Source organism: Salibaculum griseiflavum (assembly GCF_003129565.1).
Lineage (GTDB): Bacteria > Pseudomonadota > Alphaproteobacteria > Rhodobacterales > Rhodobacteraceae > Salibaculum > Salibaculum griseiflavum.
Genome location: NZ_QETF01000022.1, coordinates 38,549 through 59,927 on the forward strand (window position 1 = coordinate 38,549; position 21,379 = coordinate 59,927).

Annotated in this window: 19 protein-coding genes and 1 pseudogene; 7 read left to right on the top strand and 13 right to left on the bottom strand. The window is 62.9% G+C overall.

The window, feature by feature from the left end; genetic code table 11:
• Positions 1–13: 13 nt before the first annotated feature.
• The 3 genes from tspO to DFK10_RS14960 are packed head-to-tail and all read right to left on the bottom strand — an operon-like array spanning position 14 to position 3,092.
• Positions 14–484, bottom strand: coding sequence for a tryptophan-rich sensory protein TspO (gene tspO / locus DFK10_RS14950; protein ID WP_109389835.1), 471 nt, complete (start codon positions 482–484; stop codon positions 14–16).
• Positions 481–1,530 carry a 15-cis-phytoene synthase gene (gene crtB / locus DFK10_RS14955; RefSeq protein WP_109389836.1) on the bottom strand — a complete coding sequence of 350 codons (1,050 nt, stop codon included), beginning with the start codon at positions 1,528–1,530 and terminating at the stop codon, positions 481–483. Before crtB ends, tspO begins: the two co-directional genes overlap by 4 nt.
• Positions 1,527–3,092 carry a phytoene desaturase gene (locus DFK10_RS14960; protein WP_109389837.1) on the bottom strand — a complete coding sequence of 522 codons (1,566 nt, stop codon included), beginning with the start codon at positions 3,090–3,092 and terminating at the stop codon, positions 1,527–1,529. Before DFK10_RS14960 ends, crtB begins: the two co-directional genes overlap by 4 nt.
• Before the next feature lie 114 nt (positions 3,093–3,206).
• Between DFK10_RS14960 and crtA the strand changes: the two genes are divergently transcribed.
• The 5 genes and pseudogenes from crtA to DFK10_RS16645 all read left to right on the top strand — a co-directional run.
• Positions 3,207–3,908, top strand: a complete 702-nt coding sequence (gene crtA / locus DFK10_RS14965) for a spheroidene monooxygenase (protein WP_408005597.1) — start codon at positions 3,207–3,209, stop codon at positions 3,906–3,908.
• Positions 3,905–4,909, top strand: a complete 1,005-nt coding sequence (gene bchI, locus DFK10_RS14970) for a magnesium chelatase ATPase subunit I (RefSeq protein WP_109389839.1) — start codon at positions 3,905–3,907, stop codon at positions 4,907–4,909. The genes crtA and bchI overlap by 4 nt, the downstream gene beginning before the upstream one ends.
• Entirely contained in the window at positions 4,906–6,618 is a 1,713-nt protein-coding gene (locus tag DFK10_RS14975) for a magnesium chelatase subunit D (protein WP_109389840.1), read from the top strand. Before bchI ends, DFK10_RS14975 begins: the two co-directional genes overlap by 4 nt.
• 3 nt (positions 6,619–6,621) lie before the next feature.
• Complete coding sequence (gene bchO / locus DFK10_RS14980; protein ID WP_109389841.1) at positions 6,622–7,506, top strand: alpha/beta fold hydrolase BchO; 885 nt, start codon at positions 6,622–6,624, stop codon at positions 7,504–7,506.
• Between the two features lie 50 nt (positions 7,507–7,556).
• Positions 7,557–8,125: pseudogene (locus DFK10_RS16645) on the top strand (IS3 family transposase); the annotation flags it as partial.
• 1,476 nt (positions 8,126–9,601) lie between these two features.
• On the opposite strand, the gene DFK10_RS14995 reads toward DFK10_RS16645, so the two are convergent.
• Genes DFK10_RS14995 through DFK10_RS15005 form a run of 3 tightly spaced genes read right to left on the bottom strand, consistent with a single transcriptional unit; the run spans position 9,602 to position 13,207 of the window.
• Entirely contained in the window at positions 9,602–10,045 is a 444-nt protein-coding gene (locus DFK10_RS14995) for a hypothetical protein (RefSeq protein WP_109389844.1), read from the bottom strand.
• 25 nt (positions 10,046–10,070) lie between these two features.
• Positions 10,071–12,830, bottom strand: coding sequence for a primase-helicase family protein (locus DFK10_RS15000; RefSeq protein WP_109389845.1), 2,760 nt, complete (start codon positions 12,828–12,830; stop codon positions 10,071–10,073).
• 41 nt (positions 12,831–12,871) lie between these two features.
• Positions 12,872–13,207: a hypothetical protein gene (locus DFK10_RS15005; RefSeq protein ID WP_109389846.1), complete on the bottom strand. Its 336-nt coding sequence runs from the start codon at positions 13,205–13,207 to the stop codon at positions 12,872–12,874.
• 264 nt (positions 13,208–13,471) lie between these two features.
• Here DFK10_RS15005 and DFK10_RS15010 point away from each other — a divergent pair, with 264 nt between their 5' ends.
• Complete coding sequence (locus DFK10_RS15010; protein ID WP_109389847.1) at positions 13,472–14,152, top strand: hypothetical protein; 681 nt, start codon at positions 13,472–13,474, stop codon at positions 14,150–14,152.
• Between the two features lie 344 nt (positions 14,153–14,496).
• The gene (locus DFK10_RS15015) at positions 14,497–14,904 is read left to right on the top strand and encodes a hypothetical protein (protein WP_109389848.1); all 408 of its coding nucleotides are present in this window, start codon (positions 14,497–14,499) and stop codon (positions 14,902–14,904) included.
• Positions 14,905–14,928: 24 nt separating this feature from the next.
• Here DFK10_RS15015 and DFK10_RS15020 read toward each other — a convergent pair whose 3' ends face one another.
• The 7 genes from DFK10_RS15020 to DFK10_RS15050 form a co-directional block, all read right to left on the bottom strand.
• Positions 14,929–15,279 carry a VanZ family protein gene (locus DFK10_RS15020; protein ID WP_109389849.1) on the bottom strand — a complete coding sequence of 117 codons (351 nt, stop codon included), beginning with the start codon at positions 15,277–15,279 and terminating at the stop codon, positions 14,929–14,931.
• Positions 15,280–15,379: 100 nt separating this feature from the next.
• Complete coding sequence (locus tag DFK10_RS15025) at positions 15,380–16,507, bottom strand: O-antigen ligase family protein (protein ID WP_146193280.1); 1,128 nt, start codon at positions 16,505–16,507, stop codon at positions 15,380–15,382.
• Between the two features lie 107 nt (positions 16,508–16,614).
• The gene (locus DFK10_RS15030; protein WP_217810175.1) at positions 16,615–17,598 is read right to left on the bottom strand and encodes a sulfotransferase family protein; all 984 of its coding nucleotides are present in this window, start codon (positions 17,596–17,598) and stop codon (positions 16,615–16,617) included.
• Positions 17,599–17,699: 101 nt separating this feature from the next.
• The gene (locus tag DFK10_RS15035) at positions 17,700–18,482 is read right to left on the bottom strand and encodes a WecB/TagA/CpsF family glycosyltransferase (protein ID WP_217810176.1); all 783 of its coding nucleotides are present in this window, start codon (positions 18,480–18,482) and stop codon (positions 17,700–17,702) included.
• Positions 18,476–19,411, bottom strand: a complete 936-nt coding sequence (gene fcl, locus DFK10_RS15040) for a GDP-L-fucose synthase (protein WP_109389853.1) — start codon at positions 19,409–19,411, stop codon at positions 18,476–18,478. The genes DFK10_RS15035 and fcl overlap by 7 nt, the downstream gene beginning before the upstream one ends.
• A gap of 2 nt (positions 19,412–19,413) precedes the next feature.
• A complete protein-coding gene (gene gmd / locus DFK10_RS15045) occupies positions 19,414–20,532 on the bottom strand; it encodes a GDP-mannose 4,6-dehydratase (protein ID WP_109389854.1) in 1,119 nt (372 codons plus the stop codon).
• 95 nt (positions 20,533–20,627) lie between these two features.
• Positions 20,628–21,263 (bottom strand): sugar transferase, encoded by a 636-nt coding sequence (locus tag DFK10_RS15050; RefSeq protein ID WP_109389855.1) that lies wholly within the window; start codon positions 21,261–21,263, stop codon positions 20,628–20,630.
• Between the last annotated feature and the right edge of the window lie 116 nt (positions 21,264–21,379).

Genomic DNA, 21,379 nt, shown 5'->3' on the forward strand with positions numbered 1-21,379 from the left:
ATGTTTTCAGAGGTCAGCGCCCGATGGGCGCCTCTTCGGGGTTCAGGCGCAGGACCGAGAAGTTCAGCGCACCTGCCACGCTGACCCACGCCAGATACGGCAGGAACAGCAGGCCGGACAGGGAATCCACCATCCAGAGCGCCACCATGGTTGCGGCCACCGATAGCCACAGCATCGACAGCACGATCAGCCCGAGACGCATGTTCCGCAGCCCGAAGAAAACCGGCGTCCAGAGCCCGTTGAGCGCGATCTGCAGGGACCACAGGGCCATGGCCAACCCGTTGTCAGGGCTGGTCGCTGCGCGGGCACCGGCCGTTGCCATGCACAGGTAGAGCGTGGTCCACGCGACCGGGAAGAGCCAGTTGGGCGGTGTCCAGCGCGGCTTGTTCAGGCGGGCATACCAGTCGCCGGGCGGGAACAAGCCGCCGGTACTGCCGGCGGCGAAGCACGCCGCCAGAAAGATGAAGAAATAGAGCCAGATCATGCGGGTGTCCTATCCCGCCGTCCATCGGGCCGCAACGCATCGCGGCGCGCGGCATCCTGAGCCTTGAGACCGGCCAGCGTTTCGTAGAGCGTTTCGCTCCAATCGGTACGCGGCGCGCGCTCCTCCGCCGCCGCCTCGACAAGGAAGGTCGTCTCCGGCAGGGGGCGGGCGTAGATAACCGGCGATGTGGGGGTAACAACGCTGGCCGCACTGCGCAGGCCCGACAGGCACAACCAGCCGAGTTTTCGCGCGGCGCCGGTGCGGGCGCGCGCCGAAATCGAGTCGCAGCCCATGCGCCGCAGGCGCCCGCCGATACCGGCATAGATGAAACGCGCCGCGTAGATGCCCGGCCGGCAGGAGAGCGGCAAGGCCGCGATCCCGGCCTCGGCGCGAAGGTAGAGCGCATCGGCCTCGCGCAGCAACCGCTGGACCAGGTCCGCCACGACCGGCGAGGGCCGTGGCGATTCGAGAAAGGCCTCGGGGGCGAACCCGGCCTCCTCCATCCAGTCGGTCGGCAGGTAGAGCCGCCTTTCCCGCGCATCCTCGCCCACGTCCCGGGCGATATTCGTCAGTTGCATCGCGACGCCCAGGTCACAGGCCCGCGCAAGCGCATTCGGATCACGGACCCGCATCAGGACACACATCATCGCCCCGACCGCCGATGCGACGCGCGCAGAATAGGCCCGCAATTCGGACAGGGTGGCATAGCGCTGTTCCATCGCGTCCCAGGCCAGCCCTTCCAGCAGCGCTTCCGGCAAGGCGCGCGGCATGTCATAGGTCTCGATGATGGCAGCAAACGCGCGGTCAGCGGGCGCGTTGCGTGGCCGGCCCGCATAGGCAAGGTCCAGGCGGTCGTGCAGGCGCAGGACGGCACCGGCCTTTTCGGGCTGCAGGTCCACGGCATCATCGGCCAACCGGCAGAAGGCATAAAGGGCCAGCGCCGGGTCGCGGACATGGCCCGGCAGAAGACGCGAGGCAGCATGAAAGGACAGCGATCCGTGGCGGATCGCCGCTTCGCAATGGGCAAAGTCCGCCGGGGCGATCATGACAGGGCAACCGTTTCGGGGTCGGGGACGAGGCTGTCCAGGACCTCAGCGCTGGAGATCACGCCCGGCAACCCAGCGCCCGGGTGCGTGCCCGCCCCGACAAGGTAGAGTCCTTCGGCCTCTTCGCTGACATTGTGCGGTCGGAACCACGCGCTTTGCAGGATGCGTGGTTCGATCGAAAACCCGGCCCCGTGGGGGGAAAGGTAGCGGTCACGAAACGTGTCCGGCGTGAAGATGCGCGATGCGGTCAGCCGATCACCGAGCCCGGGCAGAAGCTGGTCCTCGAGAACCGCTTGAACATTTTGCCGATAGCTTTCGGCCCTTGCGGTCCAGTCCACGGGATCGGCATGGCCAAGATGCGGCGCCGGGCTGAGTGCATAGAAGGTGTCTCCACCCTCGGGGGCAACGCCGGGGTCGGTGACGCTGGGGCGGTGAACATAGAGACTCATGTCCTCGGCCAGGTGCCCCCTGACGAAGATATCGCGCAACAACCCCTTGTATCGCGGCCCGTTCAGGATCGTGTGATGACCAACCTCGGGCCACATGCCACGGGTGCCCGCCGTGCCGAAATACCACACGAAAAGCCCCATGGACCAACGCGCGCGTCTCAGCGCAGCCGTTGTCCAACGCCGCTTGCGGTGGTTGCGCAGAAGCCGGTCATAGGTATGGCCCGCATCGGCGTTCGACACCACGACCGGCGCGGTCAGAACCTCACCGGTCGTCAGCCGGACGCCGCGGGCCCGGTCGGTCTTGCGACCGTCTTCCAGCAGGATCTCATCGACCTCGGCGCCCTGGATCACCTGACCGCCCTGGCCCTCGATCACCTTAACCATGGCATCCGCAATCGCGGCGACACCGCCGATGGCGTAGTGCACCCCGAATTCCTTTTCGAGGTGGCTGACCAGCGCGTACATCGAAGTCACGTTGAACGGATCACCCCCGATGAACAGAGGGTGGAACGACAACGCCATGCGCAGGCGCGGATCCTTGACCCGACGCGCGACATGCGCGTGGATCGAGCGGTCTGCGCGCAACCGGGCGAACTTCGGAAGGACTTTCACCAAGTCGACGAAACGGTGCATGCTGCGCCGCCCCAGATCCTCGAACCCGAACCAATAGCGCGTCTCGCTATCCTTGAGGAACTTGTCGTATCCCGCCACATCCGCAGGGGACAGGCGAGCCACTTCGGCACGCATGGCAGCACTGTCCTGACGCACCGTGAACCGGCTGCCATCGGGCCACCTGATTTCGTAGAATGGATCGAGCGCACGCAGGTCGACATCGGCGTCGAAATCCCTGTCACAGGCTCCCCAAAGATCACGGAAGAGCTGCGGCACGGTTACGATCGTCGGGCCAAGGTCGAAGCGGTGCCCCTCTTCCCAGATGGCCGATCCGCGCCCGCCGGGACTGTCAAGCCGATCCAGCACGGTCACCCTGTAGCCTCGGGCGCCAAGTCGCATCGCCGAGGCGAGACCACCCAGACCGGCACCGATGACGATCGCGCGGGCAGTCACGGCGGCGCCGGCGGAGGGGGTTAGCCCCGGATCGAAACGTGTCAACATCAGACAATGGTACACGTGTCCTGTTTAACTTACAATTATCGAATACACCCTTTCGAAAGTGCAGGCCGCGTGTCAGACTTGTTTAACGGTCGGTCAAGGAGCATCGTCATCCAAATCGCGAGCATCAGCTTTTTCCGCTTTCCGCCCGGGCTGTCCCGTGTCTGGGCATTGGGCATGATGGGCGCGGCGCGCCTGTCGCTGCCGAAGGTGCCCGGCATCGGTTTCTGGAAGCTTTGCGGTTCGGGTACCGAGGAAGGTTTCACCCCGGTTCCCAATACCGCCGTCTATGCCATACTCGCCACCTGGCCAGATGCCGAAACAGCGCGGCACCAGACCCGCGCAGCGCCGATCTTTCGGCGCTACCAAAACCGTTCGACCGAATCCTGGACGGTCTTTCTTGCCCCGGTCTCTGCGCGTGGCGCCTGGTCGGGGACGGTGCCGTTCGACGCGAGCGGGGAGATGCCCGACGGCCCCCTGGCGGCCTTGACCCGCGCCACTGTCCGCCCGCTCAAGGCCCTGCGTTTCTGGCAGCGTGTACCAGATATCAGCGCTGTCATAGGCGACGACCCCAACGTGGCCTTCAAGATCGGCATCGGCGAAGTCCCTTTGCTGCACCAGGTCACCTTCTCGATCTGGCCGGACCGTGCGAGCATGGCGGCCTTCGCCAGAACCGACGGCCCCCATGCCCGCGCCATCGACGCCGTGCGCGACGGTGACTGGTTCCGAGAGGAACTTTATGCACGGTTCCGTATTCTCGGCGACCACGGCACATGGAACGGCCAAAGCCCCCTTGCCAAACTGGACACACGACCATGACAACCCCCTTTCCATTTTCCGCTATCGTGGGCCAGGACCAGATGAAGCTGGCCATGGTGCTGACGGCCATCGACCCCGGGATCGGCGGCGTCCTGGTCTTTGGCGACCGCGGCACGGGCAAGTCCACCGCGGTGCGCGCCCTGGCAAGCCTTCTGCCTCCGATGACGGTGGTGCGCGGCTGCCCGGTGAACTCTGAACGACCCGAGGATTGCCCAGACTGGGCCAATGTCGCCGACACCACCCCCGAGCAGCGCCCCACCCCCGTGGTGGATCTGCCGTTGGGCGTGACCGAGGACCGCGTCACCGGCGCGCTGGACATCGAGCGCGCACTTACACAGGGCGAAAAGGCTTTCGAACCGGGTCTGCTGGCCCGCGCCAACCGCGGCTATCTCTACATCGACGAAGTCAACCTGCTGGAGGATCACATCGTCGACCTGCTGCTCGACGTGGCGCAATCAGGCGTGAATGCCGTCGAGCGCGAAGGGCTGTCGATCCGCCACGCCGCGCGGTTCGTTCTGGTGGGTTCGGGCAACCCCGAAGAGGGAGAGTTGCGCCCGCAACTGCTGGATCGTTTCGGCCTCTCTGTCGAGGTGACCACCCCGGGGGCGATCGACGACCGGATCGAAGTGATCCGTCGGCGCAGCGCCTTTGAGACCGAAACCAGAGCGTTTCTGGATCATTGGCAGGCCGAAGATGCAAAGCTGCGCGACAGGATCGTGGCCGCCCGAACCGCGCTGCGCGACGTGGCTACCACCGAAGACATCCTGCGCGATTGCGCCGAACTTTCCATCGCGCTCGGTACGGATGGCCTGCGCGGCGAGTTGACCCTGCTGCGCGCCGCCCGGGCCCTGGCCGCCCATGACAATGCCGCCGCCATCACGCGCGACCAACTCCGCGCGATTGCGCCACTTGCCCTTGGGCATCGTCTGCGTCGCGATCCGCTGGACGAAGCCGGGTCAACGGCCCGCGTGACCCGTGCGGTGGCGGACGTTCTGGGATGAGTGCCGGCGCGCCTCTGGCCTGGACGCGCGCCATGCGGGCCATGGCGGCCCTGTCTATCGATCCGGTCGGGTTGGGCGGCCTCACATTGCGGGCCCGGGCCGGACCGGTACGCCAGACCGCCGAGGCCGCACTGGCCCGACTGCCCGGACCGCAACGCCGCATCCATCCGGACCTGAGTGACACGCAGCTCTTCGGCGGGATCAACATCGCCGCTTCGCTGGCAGAGGGGCGCATGGTGCGGGACGCCGGCCTTGTCGACACGCCGGCCTTGGTGATCCTGCCGATGGCCGAACGCTGTCCACCCCGGCTTGCCGCGCGGTTGGGACAGGTTCTGGACGCGCAGGACGGTCATGCACTGGTACTGTTGGACGAGGGTGCTGAACCCGAGGAGGCCGCGGCGCCGGGCCTTCTGGACCGGCTTGCCTTCCACGTCGACCTGTCCGATCTGCACTGGGCGGACGTGGCAGCGACCGTGCCGCCCCCCGGTGAGATCGATTTGGCCCGGACCCGCCTGACCACCCTTCACCGCCCCGATGCGGCCCTTGAGGCATTGACTGCGCTGGCCGTGCAATTCGGCATCGACAGCCTGCGCGCGCCCAGCCTCGCACTCGCGGCTGCCCTGGCCCTCACCGCGCTGGACGGAGCAGAGTCCGTGACCGGCGCCCATGTGACCGAGGCCGCCGAACTGGTCTATCCAGCCCGCGCGACGCGGCACCCTGAATCTCCCCCTGTCGAGCCCGAACACGAGGTTGACGTCGACGAAAACGCGACTGGTGCCAACGACCCTGAAGGCACCGATGCCCAAGACGACACGGACACGGCCCCGAACCCGGAACAGTCCCCGCCCGACGACATGCTGATAGAGGCCGTCGCCGCGCTGCTGCCCGACGGCCTGCTGGACCGTGTCGCCGCAAGAACCCGGGCGCGCGCGGCACGGTCCGGCGGTGGATCCGGGGCGCGGCGGCACGGCAATCGCATCGGACGCCCACTGCCCGCGCGGCCGGGTCATCCCGATGGGCGCGCGCGCATCGACGTTGTCGCAACGCTGCGCGCGGCCGCGCCTTGGCAGGCCCTGCGGCCCAGACGCGAAACGGAACGGATCGTCATCCACCCCTCGGACATCCGCCTGAGTCGCTACGAGGACCGCTCGGACCGGTTGATCATTTTTGCCGTCGACGCCTCGGGGTCGGCGGCCATGGCGCGCCTGGCCGAGGCGAAGGGCGCGGTCGAGCTCCTGCTTGGGCAGGCCTATGCTCGGCGCGATCACGTCGCCGTCGTGGCGTTTCGGGGCACCGGTGCCGATACCTTGTTGCCTCCGACCCGCTCGCTGGTTCAGGCCAAACGCCGTTTGCAGGCGCTGCCTGGTGGCGGCGGCACACCGCTGGCCGCCGGACTGGATGCCGCCGCACAACTGGCCGCGCAGGCCCGCGCCCACGGCTTGACCCCCGCCATCGCCCTGCTGACGGATGGACGCGCCAATATCGCGCTGGATGGCACGGTCGGCCGGGCGCAAGCCCATGGTGACGGACTGGGTCGTGCGCAGTATCTTCGGACACTGGTGGCACAGGGTTGTGTCATCGACACCTCTCAGCGCCCGGGGACGGAAACGATTGCCTTGGCAGAGGCCTTGGGCGTCGCGTGCATCACCCTGCCCCGGGCCGACGCCCATGGAATTTCCAGCGGTGTCACGGCCGCCCTGGACGCATAAGAGATGGATTGGGCCCGCGATCTCGCCGATTGGCCGAACAGCGCGATGTCGCGCCGGATCGTCGCCCCGCCACATCAGTGGCATGTGCAGGAGGCAGGCACCGGCTACACGCTCTTGTTGCTGCATGGCGCCGGGGGCTCAACCCACAGCTGGCGTGACCTGCTACCGATCCTCGCGAAGCGGTTTCATGTCGTCGCCCCAGACCTGCCGGGCCAGGGCTTCACACGCGCCGGCACGCTGCGCCGCTGTGGCCTCGACTCCATGACCGAGGACATCAAGACGCTTTGCGCGATGAACGGTTGGCACCCTCGGGCGATCGTCAGTCACTCGGCTGGTTCGGCCATCGCCCTGCGGTTGAGCGAAATGCAGGTGCGCGACGGCCACGAGCCGTCACGGATCATCGGCCTCAACCCCGCGCTGGGTCATTTCGAGGGCATCGCAGGCTGGCTATTTCCGGCCATGGCAAAACTGCTTGCACTGAACCCTCTGACCTCGAGATTGTTTTCGGCGGGGCCACCGCGAACCGCTCGCGCGGCCCGCTTGATCGAAAGCACAGGGTCGCGGCTAGGCCCCGATGGTCTGAACCTCTATGCGCGGCTCATCGCGGATCGGGACCATGTCGAGGCCACGCTTCAGATGATGTCGCAATGGCACATAGATCCCCTGCTGGGTCGGCTGGATCGGATCACGTCGCCCTGCCTGTTCCTCGCTGGGGCACGGGACACGGCCGTCCCCCCAAGGATTGCCGAATGCGCGGCCACGCGGATTCCCGACTGCAAACTGATACTCCTGCCCGACCTTGGCCATCTGGCACATGAGGAAGACCCGAAAGGGATCGCGGCATTGATCGAGGACTGGCTGGCGGCTCAGTGTGGAGTAGCCCCCTGAAAGTGGTCCACCAACTGGGATAGATTGTTCCGAAAATTGGAGGATCAACGATGGCTGGAAGATTAGAGAAGCGCCGAGAGATTGTATCGAAGCTTCGGCAGGTTGAAGTTCTGCAAGGACAAGGTGCAATGATTGCAGAGGCAGTGTGCCAGATCGGCTTTACGTAGCAGACGTTTTCCCAATGGCGCGAACTTTATGGCGGGATGCAACAGTCACAACTCGTCCGGTGTAAAGAGCTTGAGAAAGAGAACCAGCGGCTGCGGCGGGCGGTGTCTGATTTGACGCTGGAAAAATTGATCCTGACCGAGGCAGCAACGCGAGACTTCTGAGCCCTTCATATCGCCGGAAATGCATCGACTTTGTGCGGTAGGAACTCGGTGTATCAGAACACCGCGCCTGCCGCACGCTGGTTCAGCACCGATCCACGCTGCGCAAGCTGCCCCAGGGCCGGGCCGATTAAAACCGTCTGACCGATGATATCATCAAGTTGGCTGATCAGTGCGGACGCTACGGATATCGGATGGTGACCGGCTTGCTGAACGACGCGGACTGGCATGTGAGCCACAAGCGAGTCGAACGCATTTGGCGACGCGAAGGGCTGAACGTCCCACAGAAACAAAAAGAAGAAGCAGGGCCTGCACGACCTTCTAATGGGCACGGTCACGCTCAACCGCGCGCTCTGACGCGGATCGACCGTTGGGGGCTTGGCCCCCGCTACAGCCCTTGCTAGCCTCACTTGGAGGCCCTGGCCCTAGGCGTCCTATGTCGATTGGGCGGGGCCCGGATCGAGCAGCCTAGGCCGCCCCCTTACCCGACAACCGGACAACCCGACGCCCAGGCCGCCGCGCCTGGGCGATCTGATTCCGCCTGGGCGATCTGGTCCGGGCCGTTTCCGCGTGCCGATCTGGACGGGCGGCGGGCCGATCTGGGCCCGGGCGGAGGCCCCCGAGTCAGCATGGCGGCGGGCGTCCTGGGCCCGGTGACGGGGCGTCCGGGCGTCCGGGATGTAGCGGCGGGGGCGCGGTTGCGGGGCGTCTTGGCGTCCGGGTTGACGGTTCAACCGGGGGCCCAGGTGGACGATTCAACAGGGCGTCCGGGCGTCCGGGTCCACCTGGGCTGGAGCGGTCAAGGGGTCGCTGCGGGTCCTTCCCCGGGATTCCGGGCTGACGCGGGGGGCGCGGAGCGCGATATTCGAGAGTTCTGGTTCTGTTCTAGGGGACACCTATCTAAACTGAACTGATCGGTTTAGTTTCCCCAGGAATCCGGTCATCCCGGCGATCTGGGAAGACGGAAATCCCGACTGACCCCCAGCCCGATCACCGCCCGCTCGATCTGGTCCCACGGCACCAGGCAGGCCCGGCGTCCTGCTTCGACCGGATGCAGGCCGGGTCGCTTGCGCCATCGAGAGCGCAGCCGGTTTGAGGGGCGAAGAGGGTTCGCAGACTCAGGATTTGGTGGAATCTACCCGGCTCACACCGGTTCCGGGGCGTAGTCCAGGGGGGTCCGAGGGATTTTCCTTAATGGACCCGGTTTTTTCGTTTAATTTCAATAAGTAGTCCATATAGTCTATGTAGTCTAAGGGTAATCCTATATAGAGGGAAACGAATGTAGTAGAACGGAAAGCCTTACCCCAACGGCAAGTAGCTTACGAAAATTATTCGTTCGTTCCTATATAGGGAATCGAAAATTACTCGGCTTCTCGGTCTCTCGGACTACCTATTGAAATTAAACGATTTTTAGGGTTCATGAAGATTTCGGGTTTGGGCTCCATGGACTACGACCGGTTTGTAGCCCCCGGTTCGCCCCCAAATCGTCTCCCCCGTCGGCTGACTGGTCCACCGGGGCCTGAGCGTTCAACCGTCAGCCGCTTTTTCCGCTCCTGCGGACTTTCTCTTCGCCCGGTTGACCGGACAAGCCCTGATTGAGGCTTCAACTGTGTATTGTGCTTTCCATTCTCCGCTGAAAGCCCTGTGGACCCTCGGGCCTCCCGTAGACGGCGCATTTCCACGGGTGACTGAGTCCGGCAGACGCGAAAAAGCCCCGGCTTTCGCCGAGGCTTCCACGCTGCGTTGAAAAATCGAGGTGACTCGGTGCGTCAGCCCGGGTGGGCTTCCGTCGCTGCGACCCGTTTGAGCCGCTGCCGGAGGGCTTCATCGCCGTGCGGGCCCCGCGTTACGCTCAGATCGCTCTCGTCCCGAAAAGCCTTTTCCGTGTAGGCAGCGTCGGTCGCAGGCAGGCCGCTCTTACGGATGAACTGTCGAACGTCGTGGCCCGCCAAGAACAGCGTGAGGATGCGTTCGCACTGGGCCTTCGTTTCGGCGTTCGCACACGGAGAATTGCCGTCGTCATAGAAGAACCCCTTATAGTCGTGCTCCGGGTGCTCGACGCCCGGCAGATACTCTGCCGCCATCGGTTCCTCCGCCGGGCGGCGGGCGATGGCGTGATAGCCCCGGTGCAGCAGGTATTCAGTCCGGGTCTTCTCGTCCCAGGCCCAAGCGTAGGGCAGTCGCTTTTCGTATTCGGTTTGGGTCGTTCCCATGTCTTTGCTCCTCTATTGTCCGGGGTCACTGGTTTTCAGACTCGAGATCGCCCCGGTCGATCTCGGTGTCGTCGCCGTCGAACTCCGGGAACCCGCAGTCCGACACGTTCACGTTCTGAGCGGCGGCAAATTCGGCCCGGCATACGTCCAGGGGCGGGAGACGGTAGACCCGCGTTTGGCGTCCAGAGGCCCCCTTGCGCAGCCTCTCCATGGAGGGGCAAAGGGTTCGGAGGTCTTTGCCGAAAGCCCTCGGGTCGCGCTCTTGCGCCTTGCGGATGTTGTTTTTGCGCCACTGGTCGTATTCCGCACGAACCGAGTTCGTCTCGACCGTCACCCAGTCGCTCTCCCAACCCGGGTCGTCCAAGTCGCCGTCTTCGTCCCCCTCGAAGGAGTCCGAGAACACGATGTCGCCCGGAACCTCGCCGTCGTAGAGGAGGCCGAACCACCACAAGGTAACGCCCCGCAACCCGGCGAGTTTCTGATCGCTAAGAGCCTTGGTCTCCGGCGGGGTGCCCACGTCGATGTGGTCTGGGCGCTCCCACTCCATCAGATAGGCCAGGAAGCCTTCCGCCCCGCCGTTGTCGAGGCGGCTGTAGAAGTCCCTCCAGAACGGCTTCTGTTTCGGTCCGGCCCGCTCGTTCGACACCTCGAACACGGCGTAGCGGCGTTCGTCTGCGGTCGCAGGCACCACCCAGTCCTCGTTCGCCGTGAAGATCAGGCGCACGAAGGAGTCGAGTTCGATGGCGTCCACGCCTTTCCGTTCGATCCTGATCGTCGGCGACGTGATGTAGCTTTGGAGGGTGCCTTTCGCGTCCATGTTGCCGCCCCAGGACGCCTCTTCCAGTTGCGCGATCAGCGCGGTCTCGAAGGCCGCATTGAACTTGTCCCCGATCATCTTCGTGTCGGTGATCTTCGCCCGGTGCCGGTCGCCCACGATCCGACGCATGATCTCCGCAAGGGTGTCCTTACCGGCCCCCTTGAGACCTTTGAGCACAAGGGCCACGCCCGGCTTCTGGGCCGGGTTCTGCACGATGTCCGCGAGCCAGGAGAGGAGGTAGTCGTAGTGCTCTTGGTCCTGGTTCGCGAGGATGCGCCAGATGTAGTCGAGGATGAACTGGCAGTCCTGGGCGGGGTCCGGCTCAATGGCCCACCCCGTCCACAGGTTCAACATGCCCTTCGATACCTTTTCATCGGGCCGGAAGACGACCCCGAGCGGGTAGGACTGGCGCTTCGGGTGGTCGAGCCACCAGTTGGCAAGCGTCTTCATCTTGCCTTCGTGGTCCGGCACCAGGCGGTTCCGGTATTCGGTCTGAAACCCGAACACCGAGCGCCAGTTCACCTTTTTCTCCTGGCGAAAATCCGCGATGAGCGGGGTGCTGCCGTTTTGCACGAAAGCGTGGTCCCGGTTCATCTGCTCCAGTAGGGTGAGCGGCTTCTTCTTTTTCTTTTTCTTCTTCTTGGGCTTCTCTTCGGGTTCGTCTGCGCCGCCGAGGAAGGCGTCGATGTCGTCCTCTTCGGCAGCATCAGAACCGCCGAGGAAGGCGTCGATGTCGTCCTCGAACGTGTCAACAAAATCGTCTTTTTCGATCTCGTCGCTCTCTTCGTGTTCAGAAAGCGGGTTTTTCTTTACACGTCCCCCCGGGGCCGGGTCAGCCTCTTCCTCTTCATCTTCGTCGTCCGCGTCATCGAAAAGGCCGTTTACCTCCCGGGCGATCTCGATCTGCACGTCTTCCTGTTCGCTGGCGAACTTCGCCATGGCCTTGAACGACGGCAGGGAGCCCGGCGAGGTGCCCTCGCGAGCGTCCTTGTCGAGTTCGCCGAACAGGTGGATGCGGCAGAGGTCCCAGGCGTTGGCCGCGCCCTCGATAGGGTCGGTGCCGTGGTTCGAGTAGAGGAACAGCCCGTCGTCGTAGCTGACCGCGCCGTTCGAGCCGGTGCCTTGGAGGTAGGTGTAGCGGTTGTGGCCGTCGGTCGAGACGCCGGGCTCATAGACGTCCGAGAGGAACTCGGTGATGCAATCGTCCACGGTGTAGGTCCGGCACCACGCGCCCATGATCCCGGACTTGTCGGTCGGCAGTTCCATGCGCCGGTTCGGGTCGGCGGCTCGCGCCGAGGACTCGTCCGACCGCATCGGTAGCTGGGTGTGGTCCTTCCAGTTGCCCGGGAAGGACTCCAGCAGTTCATCCGGGTCCAGCAGTTCGCCGTGATTGACCTCGCAGCGATACTCCTGGTCCTTCGACCGGCTAGGCATGTAGGAGACCTGGGCGTAGCGATGCGACACCACGTCCACCGCGTCGATGGACTCCTGCGGGTCGGAGAAGATCATGGCAGCCAGGATGCGCGTGATCGCGTTCGCCTCGTCGTGATCGACGGGCCGCGAGATCGGCATGTGGATACGCCAGCGGGGGGATTCCGGGCAATGCTTTCGCGAGGTGTGCCGCAGGAACTCGTATTTGCAGATGTCGGACAGACCCATCTCGATCTCGTCCATCTGGGCAGGCTTGACTTCGTCCAGGTCGAACGAGATCAGGGTGCGCTTCTGCATGTTCGCGAGGCGGCGCTTGCCGTCTGCGAACTGCGCCCCGACGATATAGCCCGGCGCGGACTTCTTCTCGCCCTGCTCGTCTACGCCCAGCTTGAGATACTGCCCGTAGGTCACTGACGAATCCACGGACGGTTCTGCGAACTTGCGGCAGAACTTGCGCCAGGGAATCTGGATATTTTTTACCCGGCCCCGGTGTTTGCCCTGGGAGATTCGCAGGATTTGAAAGTCGTTCTCGCTCATGTCGCTCCCCGTTGGTGGTCGAAACGGCCGATCTGAACCGCTCAACTTTGGGACTGGTCAGAGGCTTCTCGGGAAGCGTGCGGCAGCTCCGAGAATTTCGCATAATTCGGCAGCACGTATGGCAACAGGTCAGCCCACACGAGCGGCGTCGCGCCTTCGACTTTCCTCGAGTGTCGGATGATGTCTTCGGCAACCGCGACGGACACCCAATCGGCACGGAACGCGTTGTAGATCGTTACATGGGCCCTCTCGATGGCCTTCGCGAACCCTACCACGTCAAATGCATTGTTGGGGGTGCGGGCGGCTGGGAAGTGTTCAGCCATGAGATGGTAGAGATCGTTGTAGATGTGCTGGGATTTCACGGACACGTCGGACATGGGGCTTACCTTATGGATCGAACTGTTGGCTGCCGTATCGGCTATAATCTCCACTTTCACCTCATAGTCAATATGTTAGTTGGCCAAAATTTCTAACCAATTGCAGCATCGGGCTTTGGTCGGCTAACTCGCATCGGCCCTCAACTGCACGAACAAGACAGTTAACTAGAACGTCCACGGAGAGCGTGTTCGCGCTCGAAAGATAGAAGGGTTGATTTTTCCACTATCTATTGAATAGGTGGACGGAATAATTGGAGAGAACTCATGCCGCAGGAAACCACACAAGAGTTTGCCGCCCGCCTCAACCAGGCGATAGAGGCCTACCCGACGGCCCCACCCACACCACATGGCAGGTTGTCATGGCTCAAGCGCGAGTTGGAACGCCAAGGCACCAAAGTGAGCCTGAATACCGTCCACAAATGGATCAAGGGCATGAGCCGCCCGCGCGAGGACAAGATGCGCGATCTGGCGCGCTTCCTCAAGGTGGACGAGGTTTGGTTGTCCCTTGGACGGAGACCTTTGCAGAGCAGCCAAGCCGAGCCCGAGATCACAGCCCGCGCCAAAGGTGCCGTTCTCTATGTAGCCGGACTGGTTGAGGTCGCCGGCGGCCGTGTCAATTTTCCAGCGACAAACCAGAAGGACCCGACCAGCATCCAAGTCGATCTCGGGGACGGCCCAATCGGGGTTGTCGTCGTGACCCCTCAGTCGCATGACGAGGCTACCATCTCGTTCGTCGTGCCAGAACCGGTCGGCCAAGACCGCATCTGGGCCGTGGTCCCCGGGACGTCCCTGACCCCCGCCCTCCACGACATTACCGCCGCTCCGCGCCAGATGCTCGGCGGGTTCTCAATTGCAACGTTCAACACCTCGAAAAATGCCGACGCGAACCCTGCTCTGCCCGCTCCGATAAAGACGCTCAAAGCGCTCGAAAAGACGACTGCCTAGGCTAAAATAGGGCTAAAAAGGTAGTGAAAAACGGTAACTCGTTGAAAATACTGGAAACCTCATTCCCATCACCCGCTCCATTTCGACCAGCCAAACAATATATGCCAGTTGCCAGATGCGCCCGTTCTGCGCGCAGCGTCAACCAAGCCTTCACGAAACCTTGCTAGGAGTCGCTCCACGCGATCCCAATCGTGCTGAGCGGCACCGCCAGAACAGCGGGTGCCATTCCGCCGTCGCCACGCCGCCCTGTCCCGTGCGGGCATGGCAGGCACAGGGACGGTAATCTTCCGGGCAGTCCGACAGAACCGTCGATCTCGGTGTTTCCGATCTTCGGGAGACGGGTCATGAGTGTTTTGGCGTCCCTCATCATTTCCGGCGGCGCATGGGCCGGCGGCGGCAATATCAGCCTGACAGAAGCACGCCTCTTGCTGGCCGACACCCCACCGGTCGAACGCGTGGAAATCTACGGCGATTGCTATTCTGCCTGCACCATGTTTCTGGGTGCCGACAACCTCTGCATCGACCACAACGCCGCCTTCTATTTTCACCATCCCGTAACGCGCTCTGAATACAGATCCGGCACCTGGACCGGCCGGGGCATCCCCCATGATGCGCATTTGAGGATCGCCCGGCATTACCCTGCCCCTCTGCGGCACTGGTACCTGGCGACCATTCCCGGCTCTGATCCGAACACCTTTTACCGATTCACCGGCGACCAGATCGCCAAAATGGCTGGAACGCCTCTGTGCTAGGGCTCGGACCGCAACGGCCCCGCTTTACCCCTGCCGGAGACGCCGCAACAGCAGGCCCGCCGTCACGCCAAGCCCGACCCCAACAAGATCGGCTGCGAAATCCCCCCATTCCCCTGAGCGCCCGACCCATGGCTGGATCAGTTCGATTGCCCCGCCGAAAACAAGCGCGGCAGGGATCACCCAGCCAAGACCGCGCGGGCGCAGGAAGGCCGACGGAAAAACAAGCGCCGCAAAAGCGATGGCATGGTAGAGCTTGTCGGGGGACCTCTCGTCGAGACCGGGGGCATCGGGGCTGAGCGTCAGATAGGCGATTACCACGGCCAGAAAACCGGTGATCAGCGCCACCAGCCCCTGCCTGCGTGACATTCCTGCCATATCAAAGCTCCTTGGCCTGCCTGCTTTGCCGTCCGGGCATCACGCGGCTGCACGACTCCATCCACTCGGAACCGCCGGATGACCGTTATGGCGCAGGAAATCAAGGCGAGCCGTGTCTTGCCCTTGAATGGATGCCAGCCAAGAGACCCAGCCCGGCCCAGAGAAGGACACCCATCTTCGGCTGAAGCCAGACCGGGTTGAAGAGCCACACCACATGGATCGCGGCAACCAAGGTGTAAATCGCGAGGGCCGCGACGCGTTCCTCTTGCAGACGGTCAAGCCGTCTGAAAGACAGAAGGAAAGAAATGAGGGGCAGAAGGTAGGCAAGCGCCCCGACAAGCCCGCCGAAGGCCAGCAGATCGAGAAAGTCGCTGTGGCTCGGTATGATCAGGTTGGTATTGGGCACACTGATCAAGGGTGTCCCCCAGAAGCCAAACCCGAACAATGGCGCATCCAGGAACTGTTCCCACCTGAGGCCATATGTGTAGAACCGGACCAGCGTACTGCCACCGGGCAGTTGATCCCTGAAGAACGGCAGCAATACCAAGAGGGCCGCCACCGCGAGCACCGCATAGAACCCAACGATAGCGCGTATCATGGTGAACTTCCGGCTCATTTTCGTGTCGCGGGTCGAGGCCGTGCAAAACAGCAGCAGAGCCGCCAGCACGAAGACAAGAAACCCCGTGTTCTTGAAGGAGAAAAGGGTTCCGGCCAGAAGCAGAAGGATCGCCGCAGCGCGCAGGCAAGCACTTCGATGCTTGCTCAGGTGCACGATCATGACCGCCACGGGAAGCAGAAACACCTCTTCGTGGAAGATATGGTAGATGCCTGAGCGGCGTGGTTCGAAAAAGGGGCCGACGACCTGCCAATATATCAATTGGAGGCTCATCAGAATGGAGACGCCAACGATCCATACCGAAAACCGTCTCAGGAACCAGTGCAACTCGTCCGGCTGGCTGGCGAGGATGCGAAAGGGAAAGAAAATCAACGCGATAAACGACAGTCGCGCAAAGCTGTCGGTCAAGTCTCCGGTCTGCAAGACAGTCCCGACACCGCCCAGAACCATCATGAGTATGACAAGGCTGAAGGCGAAATCCTGCCACGTCAAACCACCCTGCGCCTTGAGGCCGGTCGCGACAGAAAAGAGGCCAGCGAGCAGCGCGATTGCGACGGGTATGAATTGCTGAGTTGTTGACAAGCCCAGCGCCTGATCGGTCGGGTCGGCCATGAGAACGAGCGGTATGATGGCGGCGAGCAGAAACAAGCGCGTGGTCAGTCTGGGCCGGGCCCGATGCGAATGGACCGCTCCGATCGGATGAGCTGCAATCATCGGCCCTATTCCACATCCACCAATGGCTGTCGGTGACGCAGTCGCAAGAACTGGGCCCGCAGCATCGTCGTCAGAAAAAGGCGCCGAAAGATGCCGCGCGGCATGAGCAGAAGATCCATGATGAGATTTCTGGCGAACCCGCGGCACGAAGCCAGCTCCGCTTCAAGCTCGTTCAAATCATATCCCATCACGGAAAGCCGCTCCGCACCGATCCGGCGCAGGAACCGACGCGCCCAGGCACGCCTTAGAGGATTCCGGAACTGGGCCTTCCAGCGGTCGTCGCCAAGGGACGGAACGGTGTGATTGAGCCCGCCGGTCGGATCGCCCAATCGCCCGGCAAGGGCAACGTTTGCAGCGTTCCCAATCAAGGCGCCATCCGCCTCGTCCAGTCCGAGGTGTTCGAGGATCCTTGACAGATCCGGCTCGGACCCGGGCCTCAGGTCTTCATATCGCAGCGCAAGGACAGACCCGGGATTTCTTTCGACAAATGCAACCAGCCGGGGCAGAGCGATCTCGAAATCCTGGACGAAGCGGTAGAGGTTCCAGCGGCCAGAACTATAGGTCGACATCATCGAGGCCGCGATCGCCAGAGGATTGCGCCACAACACGATGAGCGGCGCATCCGGAAACATGGCGTGTACCGCCTCGGGTGCAAGCGCATATCTGGGGGTCTTGTCGATAAAATAGCGCGCCCCGCCTCCCTGCGCTTCCGCCAGCCGCTCATAGAGGTCGCTGGCTGCCGAGCGCATGACCGCATGCCAGTCATCGCGCCCCCCGGGCAGGGCCGCGATCATGTCTTCCACCGCCTGCCGATAGACCCGGCGACCGTATGTCGACCCCGACAGATCGGCATCGCCCGGCGGCAAAAGCCCCAAGAGGAACCACGGCTCGGACACGGTCGCAATCTCGGGATGGCGCGCCAACTCACGCTGCAACATGGTCGAGCCGGACCGTGGCAGCGACAGGATGAACACGGGGGTCACGGGCATCGGCATTCTCCGGAACCGAGCCGTAAAAATCGCTCAGTTCGGCAAATATGGACAATGCCATGCGATAGCCCCGATTTGTCATGTTCGCGCATCGGCCCCTCCTAAGACGCGCCGCCAAAGGTGTTCTTCGCCGGCTTACGGGTCGTCAGAACGCGCCACAGAAACAGCGGCGCAAGAACAAGGTATCTGCGCCAAAGCCGTCCGGGCTCGGACACCAGACGATGCGCCCATTCCAGACCGGCACGCTGCATCCAGCGTGGCGCGCGCATGATGGACCCGGCGTGGTAGTCAAAGGCGGCGCCGACGCCGATCATCGTTACCGGCAGAATCTCCCGATGGGCGTCCATCCAGACGTCCTGTTTCGGTGATGATATGCCGACCCACACCACATCCGCTCCGCTCGCCAATATTTGCGCCACCAGATCGGCGTCTTCCTGCGGGGTCAGTGGCCGGAACGGAGGACAGGAAGTGCCGACGATCTCGACGCCCGGCGCCTTGGCACGAAACCGCTCGGCCAGGGCCTCGGCCACGCCCTCCTTGCCACCGAACAGGAAGTGCTTCAGCCCGGTCGCCCGCCCGTCGAGAAGAACCCTCTCCATCAGGTCGGGTCCACAGGCCCGCCCGACCGGAAGCCCACGATGCCGACCGATCCAGACCAGAGGCATCCCATCGGGCAGGTTCATCGCGGTGCGCTTCGTGACCGCCATCAGCTCCGCATCGGCCTGCATGGTCATAAGGCTTGCAACATCGCGGACGCCAACCGCGCGCCCGATCGCATCCCCCTTCCAGCCCAGAATCGTCTCGGTCGCGCGATCCAGATCGGTGACCGTCACCGGCACACCGAGCACGTCAAAGCTTGGCGGGACGAACGCCACCGCTACCACCCGCAGGTGTCGAGGTCGGCGTAGGTCTGGGCAATACCGTCCTTGAGGGGCCGCGCGTTGTTCCATCCCAGCCGGTGCAGGCGCGCACTGTCCATCAACTTGCGGGGTGTCCCATCCGGCTTCGTCGTATCGAAGACAAGTTCGGCCTCATAGCCGACCACCTCGGCGATGGTCTCCGCCAGGTCGCGGATCGACACCTCGACGCCGGAGCCGACATTTACATGCTCATGTCCGGAATATTCCTTGAGCAGGAAGACCAGCGCGTCGGCCAGGTCGTCAGCATGCAGGAATTCGCGCAGCGGCGTGCCACTGCCCCACAAGGTCACGGAACTGTCCCCGGCCCTCTTGGCTTCGTGGAACTTGCGCAGAAGCGCAGGCAAGACATGGCTCGATTGCAGGTCATAATTGTCGCCCGGCCCATAGAGGTTGGTGGGCATCGCCGAAATCCAGTCATGCCCGTATTGCTTGCGATAGGCCTGCACCATCTTGATCCCGGCGATCTTTGCGATCGCGTACCATTCATTCGTGGGCTCTAGCGGGCCGGTCAGCAAGCAGTCCTCGGCCATCGGTTGCGGAGCAAGCTTTGGGTAGATGCAGGAGGATCCGAGGAACAGAAACCTTTCGACGCCGGTGGCATGGGCCTCCGTGAAGATGTTTGTTTCGATCTGCATGTTCTCGACAAGGAAATCGACCGGGTGTGTGTCGTTCGCCAGAATACCCCCGACCTTCGCAGCCGACATCACGATGGCATCGGGCCGGCTCTGCGCCATCCACTCCTCGACCTCGGCCTGTCGGGTCAAATCAACGGTATCGCGCCCGGCGGTGATCACCTCGCACGGCTCTTTGCCCAGACGCCGCACCAACGCGCTTCCGACCATGCCGCGATGGCCGGCAACCCAGACTTTCTTGCCTTCCAGATCGTAGGTCATATCTAGCCCCCCAGCGTGACGGGAATCTCATACCCATGCAGCTTCAGGAACGCGTGTCGCTTCGCGACCTCAAGGTCTTGCTGAACCATCTCGGCGCACATTTCCCGCGCCGTGATCTCGGGCTCCCAGCCTAACTTCTGCTTGGCATGGGCCGGATCGCCCAACAGCGTTTCAACCTCAGCCGGGCGAAAGTAACGTGGATCGACCCGGACCAGCACGTCACCGGGCTTGACGGCAGGCGCAACGTTATGCCCAACCGACTTGACGATGCCGATCTCGTCGACGCCCTCGCCAGAGAATTCGAGCTCGATCGCCAACTCGCTTGCCGCCCAGAGGATGAATTCACGCACGGAATACTGCTTGCCGGTGGCGATCACGAAATCCTCCGGCTGATCCTGCTGCAGCATCATCCATTGCATGCGGACATAGTCCCTTGCGTGGCCCCAATCGCGCAGCGCATCCATGTTGCCCATGTACAGGCAGGGCTCCAGCCCCTGGGAGATATTCGCAAGGCCACGGGTAATCTTGCGAGTGACGAAGGTTTCGCCGCGCCTTGGGCTTTCGTGATTGAACAGGATGCCGTTGCAGGCATACATTCCGTAGGCTTCCCGATAATTCACGGTGATCCAGTAGGCATACAACTTGGCGACAGCATAGGGGCTGCGCGGATGGAAGGGCGTCGTTTCCCGCTGGGGGATCTCCTGGACAAGCCCGTAGAGTTCCGAAGTGGAGGCCTGGTAGAACCGGGCCTTTCCCTCCAGCCCGAGGAACCGCATCGCCTCCAGCAGACGCAGGGTGCCGAGCGCATCGACATCGGCGGTATATTCTGGCGCTTCGAAGCTGACCGCGACATGACTCTGGGCGCCGAGGTTATAGACCTCGTCGGGCATGATCTCGCTCATCAACCGGATCAGGTTCGAACTGTCGGTCAAATCGCCATAATGCAGCCGGAAATTCGCGTGCTCGATATGCGGATCCTGGTAGATGTGGTCGACGCGCTGGGTGTTGAACAGCGACGCGCGCCTCTTGATCCCATGAACCTCATACCCTTTTTCGAGAAGGAATTCCGCAAGATAGGAGCCATCCTGCCCCGTCACACCTGTAATCAAGGCAGTTTTCATGACTTATCCATTCGCTGCTTGGTCTGTCGAACAACGGCTTCACGCCAAGAAATGCCATTCACTGCCTTCAACGTCGGCCCGCATAAACAACCGGATCAATGCCCCGTGTTGCGCAGCACGACGACGCATGTCGCCAAGATGATGCGCAAGTCGGCCGTTAGTGAGACGCTATTCGCATAGCGCTCGTCGTAGAGAACTCGGGTGGAAAACACAGAGTCATTGCGTTCAGTGACCTGCCAAGGGCCAGTGATCCCGGGCCGGAGCAAGTAGTATTTGCGGCCACCCTCTGCATCGTAGGCCTCTTGTTGATCCAGCATGAAAGGACGCGGTCCGACAAGGCTCATCTCACCTTTCAAGACGTTGAAAATCTGCGGAAGTTCATCAAGACTGGACTTCCGCAGGAAGCTGCCAAGCCGCGTGATCCGCGGGTCGTCGCGGAGCTTCTGATGCGCGTCCCATTCCTGCTGAATCGTCTGATCGCTTTCGAGAAGTGCACGCAGCCGCGCTTCCGCATCAGGGACCATTGTCCTCAGCTTCCAGCAGTGAAAGGGCCGACCGCCGCGCCCCATCCTTGCCTGCCAGAAGAACGGCTTGCCGCCTTCAAGTAAAAGCAGCAACGCAAGTATGGCAAGAACGGGAAGGATAAGAGGCAGCAGCAGGACTGCGAAGAAAAGATCGAGACACCGCTTGCCCCACCGCGGGTAGAGGCGTTGGTAGAGCCCTAGGGTCAGGACCCATTGATTTCCGCATTTCGGCGTGATTCACGGTTCGAAAAACGAGCGGTGACCATGTCTGATCTTTTCTGGCTGACGGAGGCGCAGATGGCGCGTCTTGAGCCCTTCTTCCC